The sequence below is a fragment of the Bradyrhizobium zhengyangense genome (genome assembly GCF_022012555.1).
Lineage (GTDB): Bacteria > Pseudomonadota > Alphaproteobacteria > Rhizobiales > Xanthobacteraceae > Bradyrhizobium > Bradyrhizobium zhengyangense.
The window spans coordinates 402,743-426,701 of sequence record NZ_JAKLTZ010000001.1; the positions used below are offsets into that span (position 1 = coordinate 402,743).

The following is a 23,959-nucleotide window of genomic DNA, read 5'->3' on the forward strand; positions in this document are numbered from 1 at the left end:
GTCGTTCCGGGGCGATGCAAAGCATCGAACCCGGAACCTCGAGATTCCGGGTTTGGTCCTGACGGACCGCCCCGGAATGACGGTGCTGGATGCTACGCCGCCGCCTGCTCGCGCGGCTGGTAGATCGCGGTGTGCTGGCAGTACGCGATCGGGGTCGCACCATTCGCGACGACGAGCGCGTCGAGCTCGACGAAGCGGTGGCCCTTCTTCTCGTAATTCGCGGTGACCTTTGCCCGCGCCACTATCTCGTCGCCGGCGCGCGCGGCTGACAAGAGCTGCATGCGGCTGCCGACGTGAATCCAGGGGCCCAGAATGGTGTTGTCGACCAGCACGCGGTTCATGACGCGCTGGATCAGGCCGGGATGACCGAGGCCCTCGCGCGCAAAGATCGGATCGGTCTCCCTGATGTCGGCGAGATAGTCGCTCGCGTCCTGCCCGGCCCAGCGACGTGGCGCCGTGCCGAGCCACTTGCCCACCTCGAAGATGTCGGGGCTGACCGGCTTGCGCTCAGCGACCGCGGGGACTTCGACATAGTCGCCCAATGACACCACTGGCGCCGCCGCCGGCAGCGAGGCAGTGCCAGTGGCGCACAGCTCGGTGCGACTGAACACCTCGATCGTGAGCAGGCCGTTGTGCTCGGTCGCATCGACGTCGGCGGTCTCGCCGTCATAGACAGGCTTGATGAAGCGGGCCTCGACCAGCCCGCGGGAGAGGAAATCGCGGCCCCAGCGCGCCACCGGCACGTGCATCATGTAGGCGAAGACGTCGACGCCGGGGACCAGCCCACCGGAAAAGCCGAAGCGGCGCGCCACCGTGTCGTCATGCATCTTGTTTTCGGACTGTTTGGCGGTGTTGTAGGCCTCGACGCGCCAGGTTTCGAGCCGGTTCGGCATGGCTTGGCTTCCCCAAAATTCTTGTTGTTTCGGGGCTGATCGTAGGCCCCGGGGAACACCGGTCAATCCCCTCGCCTTTGCGGCCCGAATGCGGTACCACGCGGCGAATGACCAACACCCCCACCCGCATCTATGTCGACGCCGACGCATGCCCTGTGAAGGACGAGATTTATCGCGTCGCGCTCCGCCACGGCGTGCCGGTGAGCGTGGTCGCCGGCAATTTTATCCGCGTGCCGCACGAGCCCCTGATCGAGCGCATCGCGGCCGGCTCGGGCATGGATGCGGCCGACGACTGGATCGCGGAACGGGCGAGGCCCGGCGATGTCGTCATCACCTCGGACATTCCGCTGGCGAGCCGCTGCGTGAAGGCCGGCGCCGACGTGATCGCGCCGAACGGCAAGCCGTTCACGGAGGAATCGATCGGCATGACGCTGGCGGTGCGCAATCTGATGACGGATCTGCGCTCGGCCGGCGAAGTCACCGGCGGCCCGCGCTCGTTCGCACCGCGCGACCGCTCCGCCTTTCTCTCGGCGCTCGACCAGACGCTGCGACGGATCCAGCGCCGCCGCGCTGACCAGGCTGCTACGAGTCAGGGCTGATCATGGCGCCGCCGCTGATTCAACTGAAAGACATCAAGCTGACCTTCGGCGGCACGCCGCTGCTGTCCGGCGTCGAGCTCAACGTCGCGCCATCCGAGCGCGTCTGCCTGATCGGCCGCAACGGCTCCGGAAAGTCGACGCTGTTGAAGATCGCGGCCGGCCTCGTCGAGCCCGACAGCGGCACGCGCTTCGTGCAGCCCGGTGCCACCGTCCGCTATTTGCCGCAGGAGCCTGACTTCGGCGAGCACAAGACCCTGCTCGCCTATGTCGAGGCAGGCCTTGCACCAGGCGACGATCCCTACCAGGCGCGTTATCTGGTCGAGCAGCTTGGGCTCACCGGCAACGAGAACCCGGCCAACGTCTCCGGCGGCGAAGCGCGCCGTGCGGCGCTGGCGCGGGTGCTGGCGCCCTCACCCGATATCCTGCTGCTGGACGAGCCGACCAACCATCTCGATCTCTCCACCATCGAATGGCTGGAAAAGGAGCTCGACTCCCGGCGCAGCGCGCTTGTGATCATCAGCCACGACCGGCGTTTCCTCGCCAACCTCTCGCGCTCCACCGCCTGGCTCGATCGCGGCAAGATCAAGCAGATCGATCGCGGCTTTGCCTCGTTCGAGACCTGGCGCGACGAGGTGCTGGCGGAAGAAGAGCGCGACCAGCACAAGCTCGACCGCAAGATCGTGGACGAGGAGCACTGGCTACGCCACGGCGTCTCCGGCCGGCGCAAGCGCAACGTCAAGCGGCTCGCCAATCTGCATGCGCTGCGCGACCAGCGCCGCGACTATCGCGGCACCGCCGGCACAGCCAGTCTCGCCGCGACCGAGGCCGAACAATCCGGCAAGCTGGTGATCGAGGCCAAGGGCATCACCAAGGCCTTTGGCGATCGCGTGATCGTCGACAATTTCTCCACCCGCATCCAGCGCGGCGACCGGCTCGGCATCATTGGGCCGAACGGCTCCGGCAAGACCACGCTGGTCAATCTGCTCACCGGCGGCATGCAGCCGGATTCCGGGACGGTGCGGCTCGGCGCCAATCTGGAGATGGCAACGCTCGACCAGCACCGCGAAAGCCTCGACCCCAAATCGACGCTTGCCGAAGCGCTGACCGGCGGCCGCGGCGATCACGTCATGGTCGGCGGCAAGCCCAAGCATGTCGTCGGCTACATGAAGGACTTCCTGTTCGCACAGGAGCAACGCGGCACGCCGCTGGAGGTGCTCTCCGGCGGTGAGCGCGGACGGCTGATGCTCGCGCGTGCGCTCGCCAAGCCATCAAACCTCCTGGTGCTGGACGAGCCGACCAACGATCTCGATCTCGAGACGCTCGACGTGCTGGAGGAAATGCTCGGCGACTACGAGGGCACGGTCATCCTCATCAGCCATGACCGTGACTTCCTCGACCGCGTCGTCACCTCCGTGATCGCGCCTGAGGGCAACGGCAAGTGGATCGAATATGCCGGCGGCTACAGCGACATGCTGGCGCAGCGCGGCGCGGATCTCAAGCGTGAGACCACGAAGACCCCGGCGCCAACAGAAAAGAAAGAGGAACGCGCCGCTGTCCCCGCCTCAGCGAAGAGGAAGCTGAGCTTCAACGAGAAGCACGCGCTGGAGACGCTGCCGAAGAAGATGGAAACGTTGCACGCCGATATCGCCAGTCTGCAACGCGTCCTCGACGATCCCAATCTCTATGCCAGGGATCGCAAGAAATTCGACGACACGTCGACCGCCATCGCCAAGGCGCATGAAGAACTGTCCGCTGCCGAAGAGCGCTGGCTTGAACTTGAAATGCTCCGCGAAGAAATTGAACAGGCTTAACCCATGACCACACCCCTCGCCGCCAAGATCGCCCGCGAATACGGCACGCCCTGTGCTGTCATCGACATGGACAAGGTCGAGCGCAACATCGCGCGGATTCAGAAGGCCTGCGATGACGCCGGCGTTGCCAATCGCCCGCACATCAAGACGCACAAGAACCCGACCATTGCCAAGATGCAGGTCGCGGCCGGCGCCAAGGGCATCACCTGCCAGAAGATCGGCGAGGCCGAGATCATGGCCAATGCCGGCATCGACGACATCCTGATCAGCTACAATCTCCTGGGCGAAGAGAAGATGGCGCGGCTCGGCGCGCTCAATGCCAAGACCAGGATGACGGTCGCCGCCGATAATTCGACGGTCGTCGCGGGCTTGCCGAAGGCCGCCGAGGCCTCGGGCCGCCCGCTCTCGGTCGTGGTCGAATGCGACACCGGTCGCAAGCGCGCGGGCGTCGAGACGCCGGCGGAAGCGATTGCGCTGGCGCGCGAGATCGCGGCGTCCAAGGGGCTCGCGTTCGCCGGCTTCATGCTGTATCCGACCGAGACCGGCTGGGCGGACGCGCAGAAATTCTACGACGAGGCGCTCGCCGGCGTGCGCGCGCACGGGCTGGACGCAAAAATCGTCTCGACCGGCGGCACGCCAAACCTCGTCAACATCGGCAAGCTCAAAGGCGGCACCGAGCATCGCTTCGGCACCTATATCTACAACGACCGCATGCAGGTCGCGGCCGGCTCCGCCACCTGGGACGATTGCGCGCTGCATATCTATTCGACGGTGGTGAGCCGCGCCGCCCCCGAGCGCGGCATTCTCGATGCCGGCTCGAAGACCTTGACGACGGACACCGGCGGCCTCGATGGCCACGGCCTGATCCTGGAGCACCCCGAAGCCAAGATCGCGAAGTTCGCCGAGGAGCACGGCTTCCTCGATCTCTCCCGCAGCAACACGCGGCCCAATGTCGGCGACGTCGTCCGCATCGTCCCGAACCACGTTTGTGTCGTCGTCAACATGATGGACGAGGTGTTGATGGTCCGCGGCGACGAGATCATCGGTACGCTGCCGGTGGCGGCGCGAGGGAAACTGCGGTAGATCGCCGCTGCCGTAGGGTGGGCCCAAGCGAAGCGGGCCCACGACTTTGTGTCCCAACTACGAAAGATGGTGGGCATGGCGCTGTGCGCTTTTGCCCACCTTACGATTTCTGCAATTGGGCGAGCCACTCCAGCACGCCCCTGCCCGCTGCTGCCCCCGTCGCGAACGAGGCCTGCAGCAGATAGCCGCCGGTCGGGGCTTCCCAGTCCAGCATCTCGCCGGCGGCAAACACGCCGGGCAGCTTGCGCAACATGAAGTGGTCGTCGAGTTCGTCGAAGGCAATCCCGCCTGCGGTGGAAATGGCGCGATCGATCGAGGCAACGCCGGTCAGCTGGATCGGAATGGCATTGATCAGATGCGCAAGCTCTGCCGGCGAGAACGCAGCCAGTGACCGGCCGGAGGCGATGGCCGCCTCCTGCATCAGGCCGATGCCGACCGGCGACACCTGTGCCGCCTTGCGCAGGAAATTCGCCAGTGATTGCTTGCCACGCGTGCCCGACAGGCGCGTGGTCAGTGCGGCCGTGTCGAGATCGGGCCGTAATGCGATTGTCAACGTCGCCTGCCCGATCCCCAGCACCGCATCGCGCAGCTCTGCCGACAGCGCGTAGATCGCGCCACCCTCGATGCCGGCACGCGTAATCATCGCCTCGCCACGCACCGTGCGCGCGCCGATCGTCAGTGCCACGCCCTTGAGCGGCTGGCCTTCAAACCGATCGCGAAACACATCGGACCAGGCGACAGTGAAGCCGGAATTCGCCGGCCGCAGTTTTGAGACGGTGATGCCCTTTGCTGCGAGCAAATCGCCCCATGCGCCATCCGCGCCGAGCCGCGGCCAGCTCGCACCGCCAAGCGCGAGCACTGTTGCACTGCCGGCGACGGCGCGCGTGCCATCGGGCGTCTGGAATTCAAGCCGACCCTGCTCGTCCCATCCGGCCCAGCGGTGGCGGAAGGCGAATTGCACACCCGCCGCATCGAGCCGGCGCAGCCAGGCACGCAGCAGGGGCGAGGCCTTGAACGTCTTTGGAAACACACGCCCGCTGCTGCCGATAAAGGTCTGTTGCCCGAGGCCTGCGCTCCAGTCACGCAGCGCGTCGGGAGGAAACGCCTCGATCGCGTCGCGCAAGTGAGGCATCGCCTCCCGGTAGCGAGGGAGGAAATCCGCCAACGGCTCACTGTGGGTGAGGTTGAGTCCACCCCGGCCGGCCATCAAAAACTTGCGGCCTGCCGACGGCATGGCATCGTAGACGGTGACGCTGGCGCCGCCTTGCGCCAGCACTTCCGCCGCCATCAGCCCGGCGGGACCGGCACCGATGACGGCGACGTCGCTCAGAGCTTGATCCCCGCCCGCGCCGCGGCCTGCGCGACATACTTTTGCGTCTGCTCGAACGCACCGGCGAGCGCCTTGGCCTTCGACATGTCGCTGATCTCGGCGAAATGCGCGGCGATCGCGTCCGGGGTCCAGTCGGATTCCGGCAGGTTGATGCCTTCGCTCTCGATGATCTTGATCACGGCGAAGGAGCCCGCACCGGCACCCATGATGGTGCGGGTCGGCGCGTCCTCGCTCAGCATGTACTCGACGGCCGGCGTGATCGCATTCGGCTTCATCAATTGAAGCGCCTGAGGCGGCAGCAGCTCTTCGGTCATACGGGTCGCCGCCGTCGGCGAGATGATGTTGACGCGGATGTTGTTCTTGCGGCCCTCTTCCGCGAGCACATTCATCAAACCGACCATGCCTGACTTGGCCGCGCCGTAATTGGCCTGGCCGAAATTGCCATAGAGGCCCGAGGACGATGTCGTCAGCACGATGCGACCATAGTTGCGGTCGCGCATGCCGGCCCACACCGCCTTGCAGCAGTAAAAAGTGCCGACGAGATGCACGTCCAGCACTTTCTGAAAATCGGTTGCTTCCATCTTGCCGAACGACTTGTCACGCAGGATGCCGGCATTGGCACACATGATGTCGACGCTGCCCCACTCCCTGGTGGCGCGCTCGACCATGGCGGTGACCTGCTCGAAACTCGAGACGTCCGCGCCGTCGGCCATTGCGGTGCCGCCGGCTTTCCGGATCTCCTCGACCACGGCTTCGGCCGGCGAGAGCGAAGCCCCGGTGCCATCGCGGGCGCCACCGAAATCGTTGACGACGACCTTCGCACCGCGGCTCGCAAGGCCCAGCGCATGCGCCTTGCCGAGACCATTGCCCGCGCCGGTGACGATGGCGACGCGTCCGTCGAACCTGATTGCCATGAGTGTGCTTCCTGGATGTTAGGTGTCACGGCCGGGCTTGCGCCGGCCACCCATCAAAATTGAGAGGCTTTTGAGCAGCGATGCATGGCTGGGTCAAGCCCGGCCAACACGGCCTGCCTCACGCGAAATAAATCAGGCCGAGCCAATCCGCGACCAGCGCCGGCTTGTCCTCGCCCTCGATCTCGACCGTCACATTGGTACGGGACTGCAATTCGTTCGGCTTACGCAGCTTGGCTTCCGCCAGGACGAAACGGCCGCGAACGCGCTTGCCCGAGCGCACCGGCGAGATGAAGCGCAGCTTGTCGAAGCCGTAATTGACGCCCATCGTGGTGCCGGCGATCGCCGGCATCACCTCATAGGACATCACTGACAACATCGACATCGTCAGAAAACCGTGCGCGATGGTGGTGCCGAACGCGGTCTCCTGCTTCGCCCTCGCGGGGTCGACGTGGATGAACTGGTGATCTGCGGTCACGTCGGCATAGGTGTCGATCCGGGGCTGGTCGATGAGGTGCCAGGACGACACGCCGATCTCCTTGCCGACCATGGCCTGATAGGCCTCGAGCGTGATCGGCGGCTTCTTCCAGATTTCGTTCACTTAGGTCTCACTTCTCGTTTTCGGCAGTTCGGGAAAATCCTCCTCACGGAATTCCCGGCCGCGCAGCGGATCGTCGCGATCATTGTCGCGTTCGAGCCGTCGTAGCTGCACGCGGCGGATTTTGCCAGAGATCGTCTTCGGCAGTTCGCTGACGATTTCGAGCCGGCGGATGCGCTTGAACGGCGCAAGCCGCGTGTGCAGGTGTCTGAAGATGGAGAGCGCGGTTTCGGGCGTCCGTTCGGCGCCTGCGGTCAGCAGCACGAAGGCCTTGGGGATCGCGAGCCTGATGGGGTCGGGGCTCGGTACCACCGCGGCTTCGGCGACAAGCTCGTGCTCGAGCAGCACGCTCTCCAGCTCGAACGGGCTGATGCGATAGTCTGAGGATTTGAACACGTCGTCGGAGCGGCCGACGAAGGTGAGATAGCCGTCCTCGTCTGCGAAGACCACGTCACCACTGCGATAGAGCTCGCCTTCGGCGCCCGAGAGCTTGCCGTCGTCGCCCTGATAGCCCTGCATCAGGCCGGCCGGACGATCAGCGCCCAGCAGCAGCGCCACCTCGCCCTCCCCGGCCGGATGGCCGTCGGCATCGCTAACCTGCACGCGATAGCCCGGCAACGGCCGGCCCATCGAACCGACCTTGATCTTCTGGCCCGGCGAGTTGCCGGCAAGTGCCGTGGTTTCGGTCTGGCCGTAGCCGTCTCGGATGGTCAGGCCCCAGGCGGCCTGCACCTGGTCTATCACTTCGGGGTTGAGCGGCTCGCCGGCGCCGCAGACTTCGCGAAGGGCTACCTTGAACGAGGCCAGGTTCTCCTGGATGAACAATCGCCACACGGTGGGCGGCGCGCACAGCGTGGTGACACCGCAGCGGCCGATGGTGGCAAGCAGGCCTTTCGCGTCGAAGCGCGGCTGGTTGACCACGAACACGGTGGCGCCTGCATTCCACGGTGCGAAGAAGCAGCTCCAGGCGTGCTTGGCCCAGCCGGGAGAGGAGATGTTGAGATGGACGTCGCCGGGCTTCAGCCCGATCCAGTACATGGTCGACAGATGCCCGACAGGATAGCTTCGCTGACTGTGCCTGACGAGCTTTGGCTTTGCCGTCGTGCCCGAGGTGAAATACAGCAGCATCGGGTCGTCGGCATTGGTCGGACCGTCAGCCGCAAAACTCTCTGAAGCGTTCGCCGCCTCGTCATAGGCAAGCCAGCCATCGGACGCCTCGCCCACGACGATACGCACCACATCGTTCACGCCAAGACTCGCGAATTTCGCGACCTGGTCCTGCGCGGCCACCACCGCCTTCGCCTTGCCGCGCTCGAGGCGATCGCGCAACTCGTCGGCGGTCAGCAGCGTGGTTGCGGGGATGACGACGACGCCAAGCTTGATCGCGGCCAGCATCGTCTCCCACAGCGGAACCACATTGCCGAGCAGCAACAGCAGATGATCGCCGCGCTTGAGGCCCTGCGCGCGAAGAAAGTTGGCAACCTGGTTGGAGCGCTTCGAGAGCGTCGCGAAGGACAGCTTCGTCTGCTTGTCCTGCGCGGCATCGACGATCCAGAGCGCGGGCCGATCCCTACTCTCCGCGTTCGCCGCCAGCTCGGCGTCGAACCAGTCGAGCGCCCAGTTGAAGGGCGCAGGATCGGGCCAGCGGAAATCCCTGACCGCTGTCTCGTAATCCGTGCGGTGTGCGAGAAGAAGCGCGCGCGCGTCCTGAAATGTCGTCATTAAGCTTTCCCGGCTAGCCCCCTAACGTGCTTGATAATTCCGGAAAAATCCACCCCGCCCTGGCCGGCTGCGTCGAAAGACTGATAGATCTCCTGCGCATGCTTGCCGAGCGGCGTCGCGGCGCCCGTCGCTTTCGCGGCGTCCTGCGCCAGGGTCAGATCCTTCACCATCAGCGCCGAGGCGAAACCCGGCTTGTAATCGTTGTTTGCGGGCGACGTCGGCACCGGGCCCGGAACCGGGCAATAGGTGGTCAGCGACCAGCACTGGCCCGACGAAGTCGAGGCGACGTCGAACAACGCCTGATGCGAGAGGCCGAGCTTCTCAGCCAGCGCAAAGGCTTCGCTCACCGCGATCATGGAAATGCCGAGGATCATGTTGTTGCAGATTTTTGCGGCCTGGCCCGCGCCGGCGCCGCCGCAATGGACGATCTTCTTGCCCATCTTTTCCAGCACAGGCTTTGCCGCCGCGAACGCGCCCTCCTCGCCACCGCACATGAAGGTGAGCGTTGCCCCCTTGGCGCCGCCGGTGCCGCCCGAGACCGGCGCGTCGACCGAGAGCACGCCGTTCTTGGCAGCGAGCGCGTGCGCGGCCCTCGCGCTCTCGACATCGATTGTGGAGCTGTCGATGATCAGCGCGCCTTTGGTCATGGCCGGCACGACATCGTTCCAAACGCCGAGCACGTGCTTGCCGGCGGGCAACATCGTGACGACCACATCGGCGCCTTTCACCGCGCCTGACGCACTGTCCGCGATACTGGCGCCGTCGGCTTTGGCCTGGCTGCGCGAGGCCGCGACGAGGTCGAATGCCACCACCTTGTGCCCGGCCTTGACGAGGTTAGCCGCCATCGGGCCGCCCATGTTGCCGAGACCGATGAATGCGATCGTGGCCATTGTCGTTTCCTCCGCTCGTTTCGTTGATTAGTTGAACTTGAGCTCGTCGGCGCCGATCTCGGCGAAATAGGGTGCAAGCATCTTCGGCGTCACATCCTCGATCCGCGGTGGCGACCAGCTCGGATTGCGATCCTTGTCGATGACGGCGGCGCGGACGCCCTCGCGAAAATCGTCGCTGCGAAAGACCTCGTTCGCGGCGCGATATTCGCGCACCAGGCATTCTTCCAGACTTGACGCAGTGCGCGCCAGCCGCAGCAGCTTCAGCGTCACCACCATGCCACGCGGCGATTTTTCGTTGAGTGTCTTCAGCGTCGCCAGCGCAAAGTCGGAGCCGTCGCGTTTGAGCGCCGCAAAAATGTCTTCCATACGGTCGAAGCCGAACAGCGCATCGATCGCGGGCTCCTTCGCCGCCACCGGGCCGGCGGTCTCGCCAGTCGCAAAATCCCTGATCAGCTTGCTGACGTCGGCGGCAGTCGAGCCCGGGCGAACCTCGGTCAGGGCCTCACGCAACTCCGGCAATTTCACTGCCGGGACCACCCAATCGGCGAACTTCGCATGGATAGCATCCGGTCCATTCATGGTCTGACCGGTCAGGCCGAAGAACGTGCCGATCTCGCCGGGCGAGCGCGACAACAAATAGGTGCCGCCGACATCGGGGAAGAAACCGAGCCCGACCTCAGGCATCGCAAGTTTGGTCCGATCCGTAACGACCCGATGACTCGCATGCGCGGACAAGCCAACGCCGCCGCCCATGACGATGCCGTCCATGAAGGCGACATAGGGCTTAGGGAATTTCTTGATCCGGGCGTTGAGAATGTATTCCTCGCGCCACAGGATCTTGCCGAGATCACCGTTGACTTTCGAGCTCTCCCAGAGCGCCCGGATGTCGCCGCCGGCGCACAGGCCGCGCTCGCCGGCGCCTTCCAGCATGATCACGGCAACAGCGGGATCGGCTTCGAAGCGGTCGAGCGCCTTCTCGATGTCGCGAAACATCTCCAGCGTGACGGCATTGATCGCCTTGGGACGGTTCAGCCTGATAATGCCGGCCGCGCCCTCGACACGGGCGACGAGATCGCCCTCTTCCACCGAACTCATCGCGCGCCCTCGATCAACTTGCGCGCCACGATGAGCCGCATGATTTCATTGGTGCCCTCGAGGATCTGGTGCACGCGTAGATCGCGCACGATCTTCTCGATGCCGTATTCGCTGAGGTAACCGTAGCCGCCGTGCAGCTGAAGCGCTTGGTTGGCGACCTCAAAGCCAACATCGGTCCCGAAACGCTTGGCCATCGCGCAGAGCATGGTGGCGTCGGGATCCTTGCGATCCAATGCAGCCGCGGCACGCCACAGGAAGGTGCGTGCGGCCTCGAGCTCGATCGCCATATCGGCGAGCTTGAACTGCAACGCCTGGAATTCGTCCAGACGCTTTCCAAACGCCTTGCGCTCCTTCATGTAGGAACGCGCCTTGTCGAGCGCGGTCTGCGCGCCGCCGAGCGAGCACGCCGTAATGTTGAGGCGGCCGCCGTCGAGGCCTGCCATCGCGATCTTGAAACCGACGCCCTCCTCGCTCAGCCGGTTCGCGACCGGGACGCGGGCGTTCTCGAACATCACGGCGCGGGTCGGCTGCGCGTTCCAGCCCATCTTGCGCTCGTTGGCACCGAAAGAAACGCCAGGCGTCTTGCCGTCGATGACAAGCGTCGAGATGCCGCCGGGGCCATCGCCGCCGGTCCGCACCATGGCGACCAGCAGATCAGTACCGCCGGCTCCGGAGATGAATTGCTTCTGGCCGTTGAGCACGTAATGATCGCCGTCGCGCACCGCACGCGTCCGCAGCGCCGCTGCGTCGGAGCCGGCGCCCGGCTCGGTCAGGCAGTAGCTCGCGATCAGCTCCATCGAGCAGAGTTTTGGCAACCATTGATGGCGCTGGGTGTCGCTGCCGAAGGCATCGATCATCCAGCTCGCCATGTTGTGGATGGAGATGAAGGCCGAGGTGGTTGGACAACCCGTCGCCAGCGCCTCGAAGATCAGCGCCGCGTCGAACCGCGACATCGCGGAGCCGCCGACATCGTCGCGGATATAGATGCCGCCCATGCCGAGGGCGGCCGCCTCGCGCATCACGTCGACGGGAAAGTGCTTCTCCTCGTCCCAGCGCAGCGCGTGCGGCGCGATCCTCGAAGCCGCAAACGCCAACGCCATGTCGCGAACCGCGACCTGATCCTCGTTCAGAGCGAACTGCATCCCGGCCTCGCTCCTGGGAGGATTACTTCATCAGCGGGATCGAGAATTCCGCGCCTTCCTTGACGCCGGACGGCCAACGCGAGGTCACCGTCTTGGTCTTGGTGTAGAAGCGGACCGAGTCCGGGCCGTGCTGGTTGAGATCGCCGAAGCCCGACTTCTTCCAGCCGCCGAAGGTGTAATAGGCGATCGGCACCGGGATCGGCACGTTGATGCCGACCATTCCGACGTTGACCTTGGCTGCGAAGTCGCGCGCGGCATCGCCGTCGCGGGTGAAGATGGCAACACCGTTGCCGTAGTCATGCTCGGACGGCAGCGCCAGCGCTTCCTTGTAGTCGTGCGCGCGCACGACCGAGAGCACGGGCCCGAAGATCTCCTCCTTGTAGATCCGCATGTCCTTGGTGACGTTATCGAACAGCGAGCCGCCGAGATAGAAGCCCTTCTCGTAGCCCTGCATCTTGAAGCCGCGGCCGTCGACGGCGAGCGTCGCGCCTTCCTTGATGCCGATGTCGATGTAGCTCTTGACCTTCTCGACCGCCTCGCGCGTCACCAGCGGACCGTAGTCAGCGGACGGATCGATCGAGGTGCCGATCTTGAGCGATTCGACGCGCGGGATCAGCTTGTCCATCAGGCGATCAGCGGTGGACTTGCCGACGGGAACGGCAACCGAGACGGCCATGCAGCGCTCGCCGGCCGAGCCGTAACCCGCACCGATCAGCGCGTCGACGGCCTGGTCCATGTCGGCGTCGGGCATGATGATGGCGTGGTTCTTGGCACCGCCAAAACACTGGCAACGCTTGCCGCTCTGGGCCGCGCGCTCGTAGATGTACTGCGCGATCGGCGTGGAGCCGACGAAACCGACGGCCTTGATGTCGGGATCGTCGAGGATGGCGTCGACCGCTTCCTTGTCGCCGTTGACAACGTTGAGGATGCCGGCCGGCAGGCCCGCTTCGATCATCAGCTCGGCGAGCAGCATCGGCACGCCGGGATCGCGCTCGGACGGCTTGAGGATAAAGGCGTTGCCGCAGGCGATCGCCGGCGCGAACTTCCACATCGGGATCATCGCCGGAAAATTGAACGGCGTGATGCCGGCGACGACGCCGAGCGGCTGGCGCATCGAATAGATGTCGATGCCGGGGCCGGCGCCCTCGGTGTACTCACCCTTCATCAGATGCGGGATGCCGCAGGCGAACTCGGCGACTTCTAGGCCGCGCTGGATGTCGCCCTTGGCGTCGGGCACGGTCTTGCCGTGCTCGCGCGCAAGCAGCTCGGCGAGCTTGTCGTAATCGCGCTGCACCAGCTCGACGAACTTCATCATCACGCGGGCGCGGCGCTGCGGGTTGGTCGCGGCCCACTCGGGCTGGGCGGCGCGCGCGTTCTCGACGGCGGCGCGAACCTCGGCCTTGGACGCCAGCGCGACCTTGGCCTGGACGTCACCGGTCATCGGCTCGAAGACGTCGGCGGTGCGGCCCGAGGTGCCCTTGACCTCCTTGCCGCCGATGAAATGTCCGATTGAACGCATGGAATGATCTCCTTGAGGCCAGCCTGTTCGCTTTGACAAATCCTATCGACCTGCATTTTATAGGATTCAAGTCTGAGATAATGCACCATAGATGTGCGAAAATGCTGGATCAAGGTAGCATCGACTGGGACGACTTCCGCTTCGTGCTGGCCATCGTGCGGGGCGGCTCGGTGTCGGCTGCGGCAAAGCAGCTCGGGGTCGACCATGCCACCGTGATCCGGCGTGTGGACCGGCTGGAGAAGCACCTTTCGGCCAAGCTGTTTGACCGGCGCAAGACCGGCTATCTCCTCACCGAATCCGGCCAGCGCGTCGCCGACAGCGCCGAAGCAATGGAATCGACCATTGTCGCCAACCAGGAGCAGGTGGGCGGCTCGGTGGCACGGCTGACCGGGACGGTGCGGATCGGCGCGCCCGACGGCTTCGGCACCGCCTTCCTGGCGCCGCGGCTCGCCCCGTTCGCCGACCGCTATCCCGATCTCGATCTGCAACTTGTGGCGACCGCAAGGCTGTTCAGTCTCTCCAAGCGCGAGGCCGACATCGCGATCAGCCTGACCATGCCGAAGGAAGGCCGCATCGTCGGCCGCAAGCTGCTCGACTACCGCCTCGGGCTTTATGCCGCCCCCGCCTATCTCGACCGCTTCCCAAAAATCGCCTCGCGGCAGGATCTGCCGCAGCACCGCTTCGTCGGCTATATCGAAGAGCTGCTGTTCACGCCTGAGCTCGACTACCTGCCGCAGGTGTCGCCGCGCATCTCGGCACGCTTCCGCAGCGCCAATCTGATCGCGCAGCTCAACGCCACGCTCTCAGGCTTCGGCATCGCGGTGCTGCCGCATTTCATGGCGAGCGATTATCCGCAGCTCGTGGCGGTGCTGCCCGAGGAGATCTCGATCACCAGGACGTTCTGGATGCTGATGCACGCCGACAGCAAGGATCTCGCGCGGATCCGGGCGGTCGCGGATTACATCGGCGAGATCGTGGACCGTGAGCGGGCGCTGTTTGCGGGACGGTGAGAAATCGCCGGGTGGGCAAAGCGACTTGTCCGCCGTAGCTCGCAGAGCGAAGGCGGAAGCGTGCCCACGCATTTTTTGCGAACGAGAGAGATCGTGGGCACGGCGCTTGCGCGCCTTTGCATACACTGCGGCATCTCGCCTAGTTCTGCTTCGCCCTCTTCGCAGCAGTTACCTTCGGCTCACGCTTCGCGCCCTCGAGGGCACTCTCCTTACCGGCCTTCAGCACTTCATCCGACAGCTCGCTGGAGCCGGCAATGCGCGCCAGCAGCATGGTGCCCGCCATCGTGGCCAGCGTGGCGATCGCCTGCTTGCGCGCGGCCTTGCGTGGAACGTTCGGGATGAAATCGGTCATCATCTCGACCATCTCATCGAGCTTGCCGGCAAATGCCTTTCGCGTCTTCGGGCTCTCGCGGGCGATCTCGGCGCCGAGCGCGGGGATCGAGCAGCCATGGCCGGGATTGTCGCGGTGCAGTGCAGAGAGATAGGTCTCCACGATCTGGGCAAGCTGCTTCTCGGGCGCAAGCTGATCGGATTGCTTGCGCCAGTGCTCCATCGAGCGGTCCATGGCGTAGGCAAAAGCCTCGATCACCAGCGCCTCGCGCGAATCGAAATGGGCGTAGAAGCCGCCATGGGTGAGGCCCGCCTCCTTCATCAGGTCGGCGACGCCGATGCCGTGGGCACCCTTTTCCCGAAGCCGCACGGACGCCTTCCTCACGATGCGGTCGTGGGTTTCCTGCTTGTGTTCCCTGGAATAGCGCATGCGGCTCTCATTGGATGTCGGAGGTCATCTCATAACACGGATATCAGCCCAGCGGCGCATTAATTCCCGGTAAAGATGTTGCCGACCATGGAAAAGGTTGCAGTTGCATGGACTGCGAGCGCCCCTTTACCGTCGCGGACGAAGCCCTCGGTATAGCTGGTCTGGCGCCCGAGCTTGATCACCCTGCCTTCGGCCGAGATCAGCCCCGACCGGACCGAGAGCGGACGCAGGAAGGTCATCTTCAGGTCGAGCGTCACCGACGACTGGCCGGCCTCAAGCCGAGTCGAAATCGCACAGCCCATGGCGGTGTCGAGCAGAGCGGCCGCGGTCGCCCCATGCAGAAGGCCGATGGTATTTTCGAGATCCTCGCGCGGCTCCAGTTCCATCACAATCCGGCCCGGCTCGACTACGCCCACGATGAAGCCGATCAGTTTTGCGAAGGGCGGCGGCGGCAGCCTGCCGTCGCGGATGCCAAGCATGGCGTCCATGCCCGACAGACCCATGGCCACTTTCGCGACCGGCGCCGGGACCTGCCAGTCCACGACGCGCTCGCGCCGAAGTATGGACGTAAACAAGTCGCGCTGATGGGGTTCGGTCATGGCCGCCTCTTTGTATGATATACGTCATACTATTCCACGGACTTCGCGCTGGCAACTTCGTCCTCGCCCGCTTGACAAGCGAGGCGTTTCGGCCCGGAAGTGGCGTCGACTGACGCGCCTTGCGCCCGTCCAGGAAACCTTCGAGACATCAGATGGAAATGCTCAATAACCACTGCGGCGTAACGCGCGATGCGCGCGGCGTCGTTCATGTCGCGATCTGCAACGCCGGCTCGCTGAACATTCTGGGCTCTCGTGTGACCGAGGCGGTGAGGGAAGGGCTGCAAAAGCTCGCCACCGACCGCAGCATCCGCGTCGTGGTACTGCGCGGCCAAAGCGAGAAGAGCATGATCGGCGGCGCCGATATCAAGGAGATGGCCAAGCTCGACCAAAAGTCGGCCGAGGCCTTCATCAGCCGCCTGCGCGATCTCTGCGAGGCCGTGCGGCAATTCCCTGCCCCCATGATCGCGCGCATGCCCGGCTGGTGCCTCGGCGGCGGGCTCGAGGTCGCAGCCGCCTGCGATTTCCGGATCGCCGCGCATGATGCGCATTTCGGCATGCCGGAGGTACGCGTCGGCATCCCCTCGGTGATCCACGCTGCACTGCTGCCGCGCCTGATCGGCTGGGCCCGCGCGCGCTGGCTGGTGATGACCGCGGAGAACATCGATGCGTCGACGGCGCTGTCCTGGGGCCTGATCGACAAGATCGCGCCGGCGGACGGGCTGGATGCCGAGATCGAGCACCTCGTGAAGGCGCTGCTCGAATGCGGCCCCGAGGCGCTGCGGTCGCAGAAGGCACTGCTGCGGCAATGGGAGGAATTGCCGCTCACCGAGTCGGTGAACCTCAGCGTCAAGGTGTTCGGCGAGTCGTTCCTGACGGACGAGCCGACGCGACTGATGGGCGCGTTCGTGAACAGGAAGCGGTAGGCGGTCCAGCGCCAATCGGACGATCAATTCATCCGAACTACGACATTTTCTCATGCCAGGCGCGGTTGCATTTTTTGCGCCGCATCATATGATGATCATAATCTAACGGATCATCACAGGGAGTTTGTCATGGCCGAAGCCGTCGATCCCGTCGTCATCGTCTCCGCCGCCCGTACTCCGCTCGGCCGCTTCATGGGCGAGCTGTCGCCGCTTGCCGCCCACAAGCTCGGCTCGCATGTGATCAATGCAACGCTGGAACGCGCCAAGCTCGCGCCCGAGAAGGTCGACGAGGTGTTCATGGGCTGCGTGCTGCCGGCCGGCCAGGGCCAGGCGCCAGCGCGCCAGGCCGCGCGTGGCGCTGTTCTACCCGATGCCACCGGTGCTACCACTGTGAACAAGGTCTGCGGCTCCGGCATGAAGGCGACCATGCTGGCGCACGACATCATTCGCGCCGGCTCGGCCGAGATCGTCGTCTCGGGCGGCATGGAGAGCATGAGCAATGCGCCCTATCTACTCGCGAAGGCGCGCGGCGGCTATCGCGCCGGCCATGATCGCATCATCGACCACATGATGATGGACGGCCTCGAAGACGCCTATGAGACCGGCCGCTCGATGGGCGATTTCGGCGAAGCCACCGCCGAAGCCTATCAGTTCACCCGCAAGGACCAGGACGCCTATGCGATGGAGACGCTGAGCCGTGCCCGCAAGGCCGTCGAGGGAGGCGCGTTCAAGGCGGAGATCGCGCCAATCACGCTGACCGAGAAGGCAGGCCCGCGCGTCATCGCCAATGACGAGCATCCACTGAAGGTTGATCCCGCCAAGATTCCCGGACTGAAGCCAGCCTTCCGCGCCAATGGCACCATCACGCCGGCGGCCTCCTCCGCCAATGCCGACGGCGCCGCTGCGCTGGTGCTGACGAAACGTTCGCTCGCCGATCGCAACGGCCTGCCTGCCATCGCCGAGATCAAGGGCCACGCTACGCACAGCCAGGAGCCGCAATGGTTCACCACTGCGCCGATTCCGGCGATCAAGAAACTGCTCGACAAGGTTGGCTGGAGCGCAGGCGATGTCGATCTCTTTGAGATCAATGAAGCGTTTGCGGTGGTCGCGATGGCAGCACAGCGCGATCTCGGCATCCCGCGCGAAAAACTCAACATCAACGGCGGCGCCTGCGCGCTCGGTCATCCCATCGGCGCCACCGGCGCCCGGCTGATCGTGACCCTGCTGCATGCGCTCGAGGCCAACAACCTCAAGCGCGGCGTCGCGGCGCTCTGCATCGGCGGCGGCGAGGCCACCGCGATCGCGGTCGAGCGTCTCGCACACTAACCGTCGTAACGTCCGAAATTGAGGGAAGTCTGTCATTTCAGACTTCCCGATCTCGTGCCAGACTGCAACAATGACGCGGGTGTTCCGGAGCCCGCCAACCTGGATTGAGGGCAATGATCTCGAACTGGCTTTCGGCCACGCTAGGCCGTCGCAACATCCATTACGGCTGGGTGATGGTCGGGGTGACCTTCTTCGCCGCCCTGATCAGCGCGGGCACGGTCGGCGCGCCCGGCGTGTTCATCGTTCCGCTCCAGAAGGAGTTCGGCTGGAGCACGGCGGAGATCTCCTCGGCGCTCTCGATCCGTTTCATCCTGTTCGGGCTGATGGCGCCATTCGCCGCCGCTCTCCTCAACCGTTATGGCCTGCGCAACGTCACGCTGACCGCGCAGCTCTTCGTCGTCTCGGCGCTGGTGCTCTCGCTCGGCATGACGCAGGTCTGGCAGCTCGTGGCGCTGTGGGGCGTGGTGATCGGCATCGGCACCGGCATGACCGCGCTGGTGCTGGGCGCGACCATCGCAACGCGCTGGTTCGCAGCGCGCCGCGGCCTCGTCATCGGCATCATGACAGCGAGCGTCGCCACCGGCCAGCTCGTGTTCCTGCCGCTGCTCGCAAGCCTGACCGAGCGCTTCGGCTGGCGGCTTGCGCTCGCCTTCGTCTGCATCATGCTCGGCGTCTCCGCGACCGCGGTCTTGCTGATCATGCGCGATCGCCCAAGCGACCTCGGCCTGCGCCCGTTCGGCGACGAAGGCACCGAGCCCCTGCCCGCGCCGCCCGTGAATCACGGCTCGATCACATCAGTGGCGCTCGGCACGCTGCGCGATGCCTCGAAGTCGAGCGCGTTCTGGATCCTGTTTGCGACCTTCTTCGTCTGCGGCGCCTCGACCAATGGCCTCGTCCAGGTGCATTTGATTCCGATGTGCCTCGACTTCGGTATCCCGCAGGTGCAGGCGGCGAGCCTTTTGGCGGCGATGGGCATTTTCGACTTCTTTGGCACCATCATGTCGGGCTGGCTGTCGGACCGGTATGACAACCGCTTCCTGCTGTTCTGGTACTACGGCCTGCGCGGGCTCTCGCTGATCTTCCTGCCCTTCAGCGATTTCTCGTTCTATGGCCTGTCCATCTTCGCGATGTTCTACGGCCTCGACTGGATCGCCACCGTGCCGCCGACGGTGCGGCTAACGGCGCAGAAGTTCGGACCCGAGCGCGCCAATCTGGTGTTTGGCTGGATCTTCGCCGGCCATCAGCTCGGCGCCGGCACGGCCGCCTTCGGCGCGGGCCTGTCGCGGACGCTGCTGCAAAGCTATCTGCCGGCCTTCTTCGTCGCCGGTACGCTCTGCGTATTTGCCTCGCTGATCGTGCTGACACTGTCGCGGCAGCCGAAGCCGCAAGCAAAACCCGCGATGGCCTAGTTAGCACCTGATCGTGGTGGTGGCGCCGCGCACCGCGGCGTCACCGATCCGCGAGATGATCCCGAACCGATCGGGAGGAGCGATCCCACCATTGCGGGCTGCGATCTCGACCACCTCATCATTGGCGTCAAGGACGTGCTCGGCTTTACGATGCCAAAGCCGCGCTAGTGAGAGGCTGTTCGCGACGGATCCTCACCGAGCTGCTGGCCCTGCGCGAGCCTCTGCTTGATCATCCCCATGACGGAACCTACCTCGCCGAAGGCTCTGGAGTGGGAATCGTCTCCGCCAAGATGCGTGAGGTCGAACACCAGGATTTTCTGCTGCGCCAGCGCGCTTTTGTACGGCTCATCCTGCGGATTGATATCGCCGAGGCGCGTTGTCCCTCCGGCGAGCGACTTCGATAGTTTGAGAGCCGTATCATCCTGCGACAGAAACAGGCCGATGCGGGGGCGCCGCGGCCCCAAAGCTCCGACCGCGCTGATGAACTCGTCGAAGCCGATGTCGGGCGCGACCAGCGCGACATTCTTCAGCTTCGGCACCGATCCGCCGTGCGAGGCCCTGCTCCGCAACGCATCGAGCGTGACCAGGCAGCCCATGGAATGGCAGACGAACGTGATCTCCTTGACGGCGGGATTGGCGTTGACGGTGTCCAGCAGCTCGGTCAATGCCGAGCCCGATCGGCCCGCGACCTTGCGATCGTGGTCGTATGACCCGAGGTTGCCGGCCCCCTGCGATGGCCAAGAAAACAGGATCGGAATGACGGGAAGCCGGCCGTCATGGACGAATTGCGCGTAGCGATACACCGCATCGTCAAAACGGTTGTTGAAGCCGTGCACGAACACCAACGTCTTGGTCAGATGTCTGGCCTTTGCCGCGCTGGATACGGCAGCGCCGAATTCGGTGCGATCCAGATAGCCCGCCGATGCCGTGACGAACTCCTTGCGCGGGTCCCCGGGAGGCGACAATGGCCACTGGATTTCACCGGCCTTGCGCGATCCATCCGGTGGAATCGACACTGTGACTTGCGCAAAAGCCATTTCGCTGGACGGCTCGCGGCTGAACATCTCGCCGGGGTCACTGCTGGATCGCGCGCGCGTCGTTCCGATCAGGATTGGGACCTGGGAGGCCGCTTCAACGGCCTCGCTGCTCGGCACCAGAACGCCCTGCAGAGGGCGCATCGAGCAGGAGGCGGAGACCAGCACCGTCAGCACGGCAGCGGCGACGTGCATAGAAGCAGCGGTACGGCCCCGAGGATGCATCCGGTTCTCCTTCCGGCGCGCACAACTGGCTCCGGAGCAGTCTGACAATCGCTCGTTGCCGGCCTCGATTTTGACGCCGCCAGCGCGTGTATCCAGCAAACAAGGGCAGCTACCGGCAATTCCGATTGATCCAGATCAATCATCCGCTCCGGCAAGCCGTGCGCGGACGGCGCGATGCTCCCTTTCCCAGAACCTTGGCCCAAAGCCGCGCCTGCACGAATCCGCATGAGCCCGGAACATTCGCAGGCCGGTGCCGCAAGCGGGTCTTGATGTGCATCAAGCGATCGGGGAACATAGCAGCTAGGAATTGAAGCCTTGCAAGCCGGCGTCGGAGCGCGACATGGAAAAACATAGTCTTAAGTGTTTGATTATTGCCGGTCTTGCCGCTGGTTTCACCGCCGCGGCCCAGGCCGAAGACGTCGACATCGGCAAGGGAGAGTTTCAGTCGTCCTGCGCGAGTTGTCATGGTGTGGATGCGAGGGGCAAGGGTCCGGTCAGCGCCCAGCTGCGCGTACCGCCTGCCGATCTGACGATGCTGGCCAAGAACAACAACGGCGTGTTTCCCACGGACGCTCTTTATCAAGCCATCGATGGAACGAAAACCGTCCCCGCTCATGGCACGCGCGAAATGCCAGTCTGGGGAGAGCGATTCAATCCCATCGTCAATCTGCCTCACTATGTCGATCCGTCGTATTGGGAAAAGGCCGGTCCGGATCAAAAGCCTGAGGTCGTCGTGCGAAAGCGCATCCTCGCTGTGATCGATTATCTCAGCCGTATTCAGCAAAAATAGCACGGGCTGCATCGAGACGGCCTACCGTTCGCGCTGGGGCGCCCTCCAGAGCGGCCGCCGGGCGTTGCCTCCCACGGTCTCGCTCGGGACATATTGCCGTTAGACTTGACGGCCCAAACGTGGACAATACGACCTCAAGCGCTTCGCGCGCACAGTGCACACCAAGATGCGCCTGAGGAAACAACATGCCGACTGCCTTCCCGTCGCCCGTCCCCACCATTCCGACCGTGCCCTTGACCGCCCAGATCCGCGACGGGTTGCGCGCGATCGTGGGCGAAAAGGGGCTTATTGAGGACGAGCATGGCATGCAGCCCTTCGTACGGGACTGGCGTGGCCTGCTGGTTGGCGGCGCCGGGGCCGTCGTGCGCCCTGGCAGCACCGAGGAGGTCTCGCAAGTCGTCCGGCTGTGCCACGAGCATGGCATCGCAATCGTGCCCCAGGGCGGCAACACCGGGCTGATGGGCGGGGCGACGCCCTGGCCTGCGCACACCGGAATCGTGCTGTCGCTGGGCCGGATGAACCGCGTGCTGGACGTCGATCCCGTCGGCTATGCCATGACGGTCGAGGCCGGCTGCGTGCTGGAAACGCTTCAGGAGACCGCGGCCAGACACGACAGGTTCCTGCCGCTCAGCCTCGGTGCCCAGGGCTCCTGCATGATCGGTGGCAACCTCTCGACCAATGCCGGCGGTGTGCAGGTGCTGCGCTATGGCAATGCCCGCAATCTCGTGCTCGGGCTCGAGGTCGTGCTGCCCAATGGCGATGTCTGGAACGGCTTGCGGGCGCTGAAGAAGGACAACACCGGCTACGACCTCAAGCACCTTTTCATGGGCGCCGAAGGGACGCTCGGCATCATCACCAAGGCCGTGCTCAAGCTGTGGCCGGCGCCGAAGGACATCTCCACCGCGTGGCTGGCCGTTCGCGATCCGCGCGCGGCGCTGGAGATCCTGTCCGAGGCGCATGCGGCCTCCGAGGACAATGTCGGGTCCTGCGAGCTCTTGAGCCGCGCGGCGGTCGATCTCGTGATGCGCCACATTCCCGGCGTCCAGGATCCACTCAAGGCGGATACGCCGTGGTACCTGCTGCTGGAATGGTCGTCCTCGCGCCCGCGACAGGACGGGGCCGATGGCATGTCGGAGAAGCTGGAGCAGTTTCTCGCCGACCAACTCGAGGCCGGTCGCGTGCTCGACGCGGTGATCGCGCAGACCGTCAGTCAATCCCGCAACATGTGGCGCATCCGGGAAGCCATGGCCGAGGCCTCCCGCGCCGAGGGACCGGGGATCAGCTACGACATCTCGGTGGCAATTTCCAGAATTCCGGAGTTCATCGACAAGGGGCTCAAGGCCGTGCTCGACATTCTCCCGAGCATTCGTCCCTATCCGCTCGGGCATATCGGCGACGGCAACCTGCATTTCTCCTTCATGGGCCCTGATGGCATGGATCAGCCGACGCTGAACCAATACACCGCCGCGATTACGCGCGCCGTGAACGACCTCATCACCTCCATGGGCGGCTCGATCTCGGCCGAGCACGGCATCGGCATCGAAAAGCTCGACCAGCTCAGCGACTACCGCTCGAAGACCGAGCTCGACATCATGCGCACCATCAAGCGCGCGCTCGACCCGCAGAACATCATGAATCCCGGCAAGGTGTTGCGGGTGTGATGGGGGTCGAGCACCCTCGCCGTTTCCTCAGCCGCGCGGGTTGACGACGGTATAGCCCCGCAGCGAACGCGCGTGCATACGTGTGGCGTGACCGCCCGAGTTGGCGTCATACGCCATCCACATATCGCCGCCGAGAGACTGCTCGAGAACAAAGACATGCCCGCGGCGCGCCGCGACCATCCCCGGCGCCGGCGCCGCGCGCGGAAAGCGCAGCCAGTTGGATGCAAGATTCAATTCCGGCACGACATGGCCGAACACACGGATCGCTGCGCCGCAGCCACAGAACGACGACGGGCAGCCGGCGGGTCGGCCTCCGACGACGCGCTCGCCGGCAACGCTGATCGTGGTGGCCGTGGCGCCGGCATCGGTCACCGTCATTTGCGTTGAGCGATAGGCCTGCAATGACGGCCTGGGAGCCCGCTCGCGGCGCGTCTGCGCATACGCGAAATCGCACGGCATGGTGACGTTACACTCTGGCGCCTGAAGACTCCGATGAGGCCGCGCTTCCGCGGCAATGGAGCTGGCGGCAATAGCGAGACACGCAGAAACAACTTGCTTGATCATTGCAGGACTCTGGGTTGGAGGGTCCTGCCCCGATCGGCAACAACCAATATTGGTTTGGCTGAAAT

The 23,959-nt window shown here is 64.7% G+C and carries 21 protein-coding genes and 1 pseudogene; 9 read left to right on the forward strand and 13 right to left on the reverse strand.

The features are described from left to right. Positions 1-92: 92 nt before the first annotated feature. Positions 93-893, reverse strand: a complete 801-nt coding sequence (locus L6639_RS02025) for a hypothetical protein (protein ID WP_237858505.1) — start codon at positions 891-893, stop codon at positions 93-95. A gap of 107 nt (positions 894-1,000) precedes the next feature. Between L6639_RS02025 and L6639_RS02030 the strand changes: the two genes are divergently transcribed. Genes L6639_RS02030 through L6639_RS02040 form a run of 3 tightly spaced genes read left to right on the forward strand, consistent with a single transcriptional unit; the run spans position 1,001 to position 4,386 of the window. After that, positions 1,001-1,492 (forward strand): YaiI/YqxD family protein, encoded by a 492-nt coding sequence (locus L6639_RS02030; RefSeq protein WP_237858507.1) that lies wholly within the window; start codon positions 1,001-1,003, stop codon positions 1,490-1,492. Positions 1,493-1,494: 2 nt separating this feature from the next. Continuing rightward, entirely contained in the window at positions 1,495-3,303 is a 1,809-nt protein-coding gene (locus L6639_RS02035; RefSeq protein ID WP_237858509.1) for an ABC-F family ATP-binding cassette domain-containing protein, read from the forward strand. A 3-nt stretch (positions 3,304-3,306) separates the two neighbouring features. After that, positions 3,307-4,386 carry a D-TA family PLP-dependent enzyme gene (locus tag L6639_RS02040; protein ID WP_237858510.1) on the forward strand — a complete coding sequence of 360 codons (1,080 nt, stop codon included), beginning with the start codon at positions 3,307-3,309 and terminating at the stop codon, positions 4,384-4,386. Positions 4,387-4,486: 100 nt separating this feature from the next. Here L6639_RS02040 and L6639_RS02045 read toward each other — a convergent pair whose 3' ends face one another. The 8 genes and pseudogenes from L6639_RS02045 to L6639_RS02080 all read right to left on the reverse strand — a co-directional run bounded on the left by L6639_RS02045 (position 4,487) and on the right by L6639_RS02080 (position 13,593). Further along, the gene (locus L6639_RS02045; RefSeq protein ID WP_271605459.1) at positions 4,487-5,716 is read right to left on the reverse strand and encodes a BaiN/RdsA family NAD(P)/FAD-dependent oxidoreductase; all 1,230 of its coding nucleotides are present in this window, start codon (positions 5,714-5,716) and stop codon (positions 4,487-4,489) included. Beyond that, entirely contained in the window at positions 5,713-6,630 is a 918-nt protein-coding gene (locus tag L6639_RS02050; protein WP_237858521.1) for an SDR family NAD(P)-dependent oxidoreductase, read from the reverse strand. The genes L6639_RS02045 and L6639_RS02050 overlap by 4 nt, the downstream gene beginning before the upstream one ends. Positions 6,631-6,748: 118 nt before the next feature. Beyond that, complete coding sequence (locus tag L6639_RS02055; RefSeq protein WP_237858522.1) at positions 6,749-7,228, reverse strand: MaoC family dehydratase; 480 nt, start codon at positions 7,226-7,228, stop codon at positions 6,749-6,751. After that, entirely contained in the window at positions 7,229-8,947 is a 1,719-nt protein-coding gene (locus tag L6639_RS02060) for an AMP-binding protein (protein ID WP_237858523.1), read from the reverse strand. Continuing rightward, positions 8,947-9,840, reverse strand: a pseudogene (gene mmsB, locus L6639_RS02065) (3-hydroxyisobutyrate dehydrogenase); the annotation flags it as partial. The pseudogene mmsB and the gene L6639_RS02060, both read right to left, overlap by 1 nt. A gap of 24 nt (positions 9,841-9,864) precedes the next feature. Next, entirely contained in the window at positions 9,865-10,932 is a 1,068-nt protein-coding gene (locus tag L6639_RS02070) for an enoyl-CoA hydratase/isomerase family protein (protein WP_237858535.1), read from the reverse strand. Then, the gene (locus L6639_RS02075) at positions 10,929-12,074 is read right to left on the reverse strand and encodes an isobutyryl-CoA dehydrogenase (RefSeq protein ID WP_237858536.1); all 1,146 of its coding nucleotides are present in this window, start codon (positions 12,072-12,074) and stop codon (positions 10,929-10,931) included. The genes L6639_RS02070 and L6639_RS02075 overlap by 4 nt, the downstream gene beginning before the upstream one ends. 22 nt (positions 12,075-12,096) lie before the next feature. Further along, on the reverse strand, positions 12,097-13,593 hold the full coding sequence (locus L6639_RS02080) for a CoA-acylating methylmalonate-semialdehyde dehydrogenase (RefSeq protein ID WP_237858537.1): 1,497 nt from the start codon (positions 13,591-13,593) through the stop codon (positions 12,097-12,099). Positions 13,594-13,694: 101 nt separating this feature from the next. On the opposite strand from L6639_RS02080, the gene L6639_RS02085 reads away from it, so the two are divergent. Next, positions 13,695-14,603, forward strand: a complete 909-nt coding sequence (locus tag L6639_RS02085; RefSeq protein ID WP_237858538.1) for a LysR family transcriptional regulator — start codon at positions 13,695-13,697, stop codon at positions 14,601-14,603. Between the two features lie 139 nt (positions 14,604-14,742). On the opposite strand, the gene L6639_RS02090 is transcribed toward L6639_RS02085, so the two are convergent. Together L6639_RS02090 and L6639_RS02095 are read right to left on the reverse strand one after the other, a co-directional pair. After that, entirely contained in the window at positions 14,743-15,363 is a 621-nt protein-coding gene (locus L6639_RS02090) for a TetR/AcrR family transcriptional regulator (protein WP_237858539.1), read from the reverse strand. A 59-nt stretch (positions 15,364-15,422) separates the two neighbouring features. Further along, a complete protein-coding gene (locus L6639_RS02095) occupies positions 15,423-15,962 on the reverse strand; it encodes a PaaI family thioesterase (protein WP_237858540.1) in 540 nt (179 codons plus the stop codon). Positions 15,963-16,114: 152 nt separating this feature from the next. On the opposite strand from L6639_RS02095, the gene L6639_RS02100 reads away from it, so the two are divergent. The 3 genes from L6639_RS02100 to L6639_RS02110 all read left to right on the forward strand — a co-directional run bounded on the left by L6639_RS02100 (position 16,115) and on the right by L6639_RS02110 (position 19,620). Further along, positions 16,115-16,885 (forward strand): enoyl-CoA hydratase, encoded by a 771-nt coding sequence (locus tag L6639_RS02100; RefSeq protein ID WP_237858542.1) that lies wholly within the window; start codon positions 16,115-16,117, stop codon positions 16,883-16,885. A gap of 129 nt (positions 16,886-17,014) precedes the next feature. Next, positions 17,015-18,211, forward strand: a complete 1,197-nt coding sequence (locus L6639_RS02105; protein ID WP_237858543.1) for an acetyl-CoA C-acyltransferase — start codon at positions 17,015-17,017, stop codon at positions 18,209-18,211. A gap of 113 nt (positions 18,212-18,324) precedes the next feature. Continuing rightward, positions 18,325-19,620, forward strand: coding sequence for an MFS transporter (locus L6639_RS02110; protein ID WP_237858545.1), 1,296 nt, complete (start codon positions 18,325-18,327; stop codon positions 19,618-19,620). Between the two features lie 164 nt (positions 19,621-19,784). Here L6639_RS02110 and L6639_RS02115 read toward each other — a convergent pair whose 3' ends face one another. Next, a complete protein-coding gene (locus L6639_RS02115) occupies positions 19,785-20,879 on the reverse strand; it encodes an alpha/beta hydrolase (protein WP_237858547.1) in 1,095 nt (364 codons plus the stop codon). 340 nt (positions 20,880-21,219) lie between these two features. Here L6639_RS02115 and L6639_RS02120 point away from each other — a divergent pair, with 340 nt between their 5' ends. Both L6639_RS02120 and L6639_RS02125 read left to right on the forward strand, forming a co-directional pair. Next, entirely contained in the window at positions 21,220-21,669 is a 450-nt protein-coding gene (locus L6639_RS02120; protein ID WP_237858549.1) for a c-type cytochrome, read from the forward strand. 185 nt (positions 21,670-21,854) lie between these two features. Beyond that, positions 21,855-23,330: an FAD-binding oxidoreductase gene (locus L6639_RS02125; RefSeq protein WP_237858550.1), complete on the forward strand. Its 1,476-nt coding sequence runs from the start codon at positions 21,855-21,857 to the stop codon at positions 23,328-23,330. Positions 23,331-23,357: 27 nt separating this feature from the next. On the opposite strand, the gene L6639_RS02130 is transcribed toward L6639_RS02125, so the two are convergent. After that, complete coding sequence (locus L6639_RS02130; protein ID WP_237858551.1) at positions 23,358-23,894, reverse strand: hypothetical protein; 537 nt, start codon at positions 23,892-23,894, stop codon at positions 23,358-23,360. Positions 23,895-23,959: the final 65 nt, after the last annotated feature.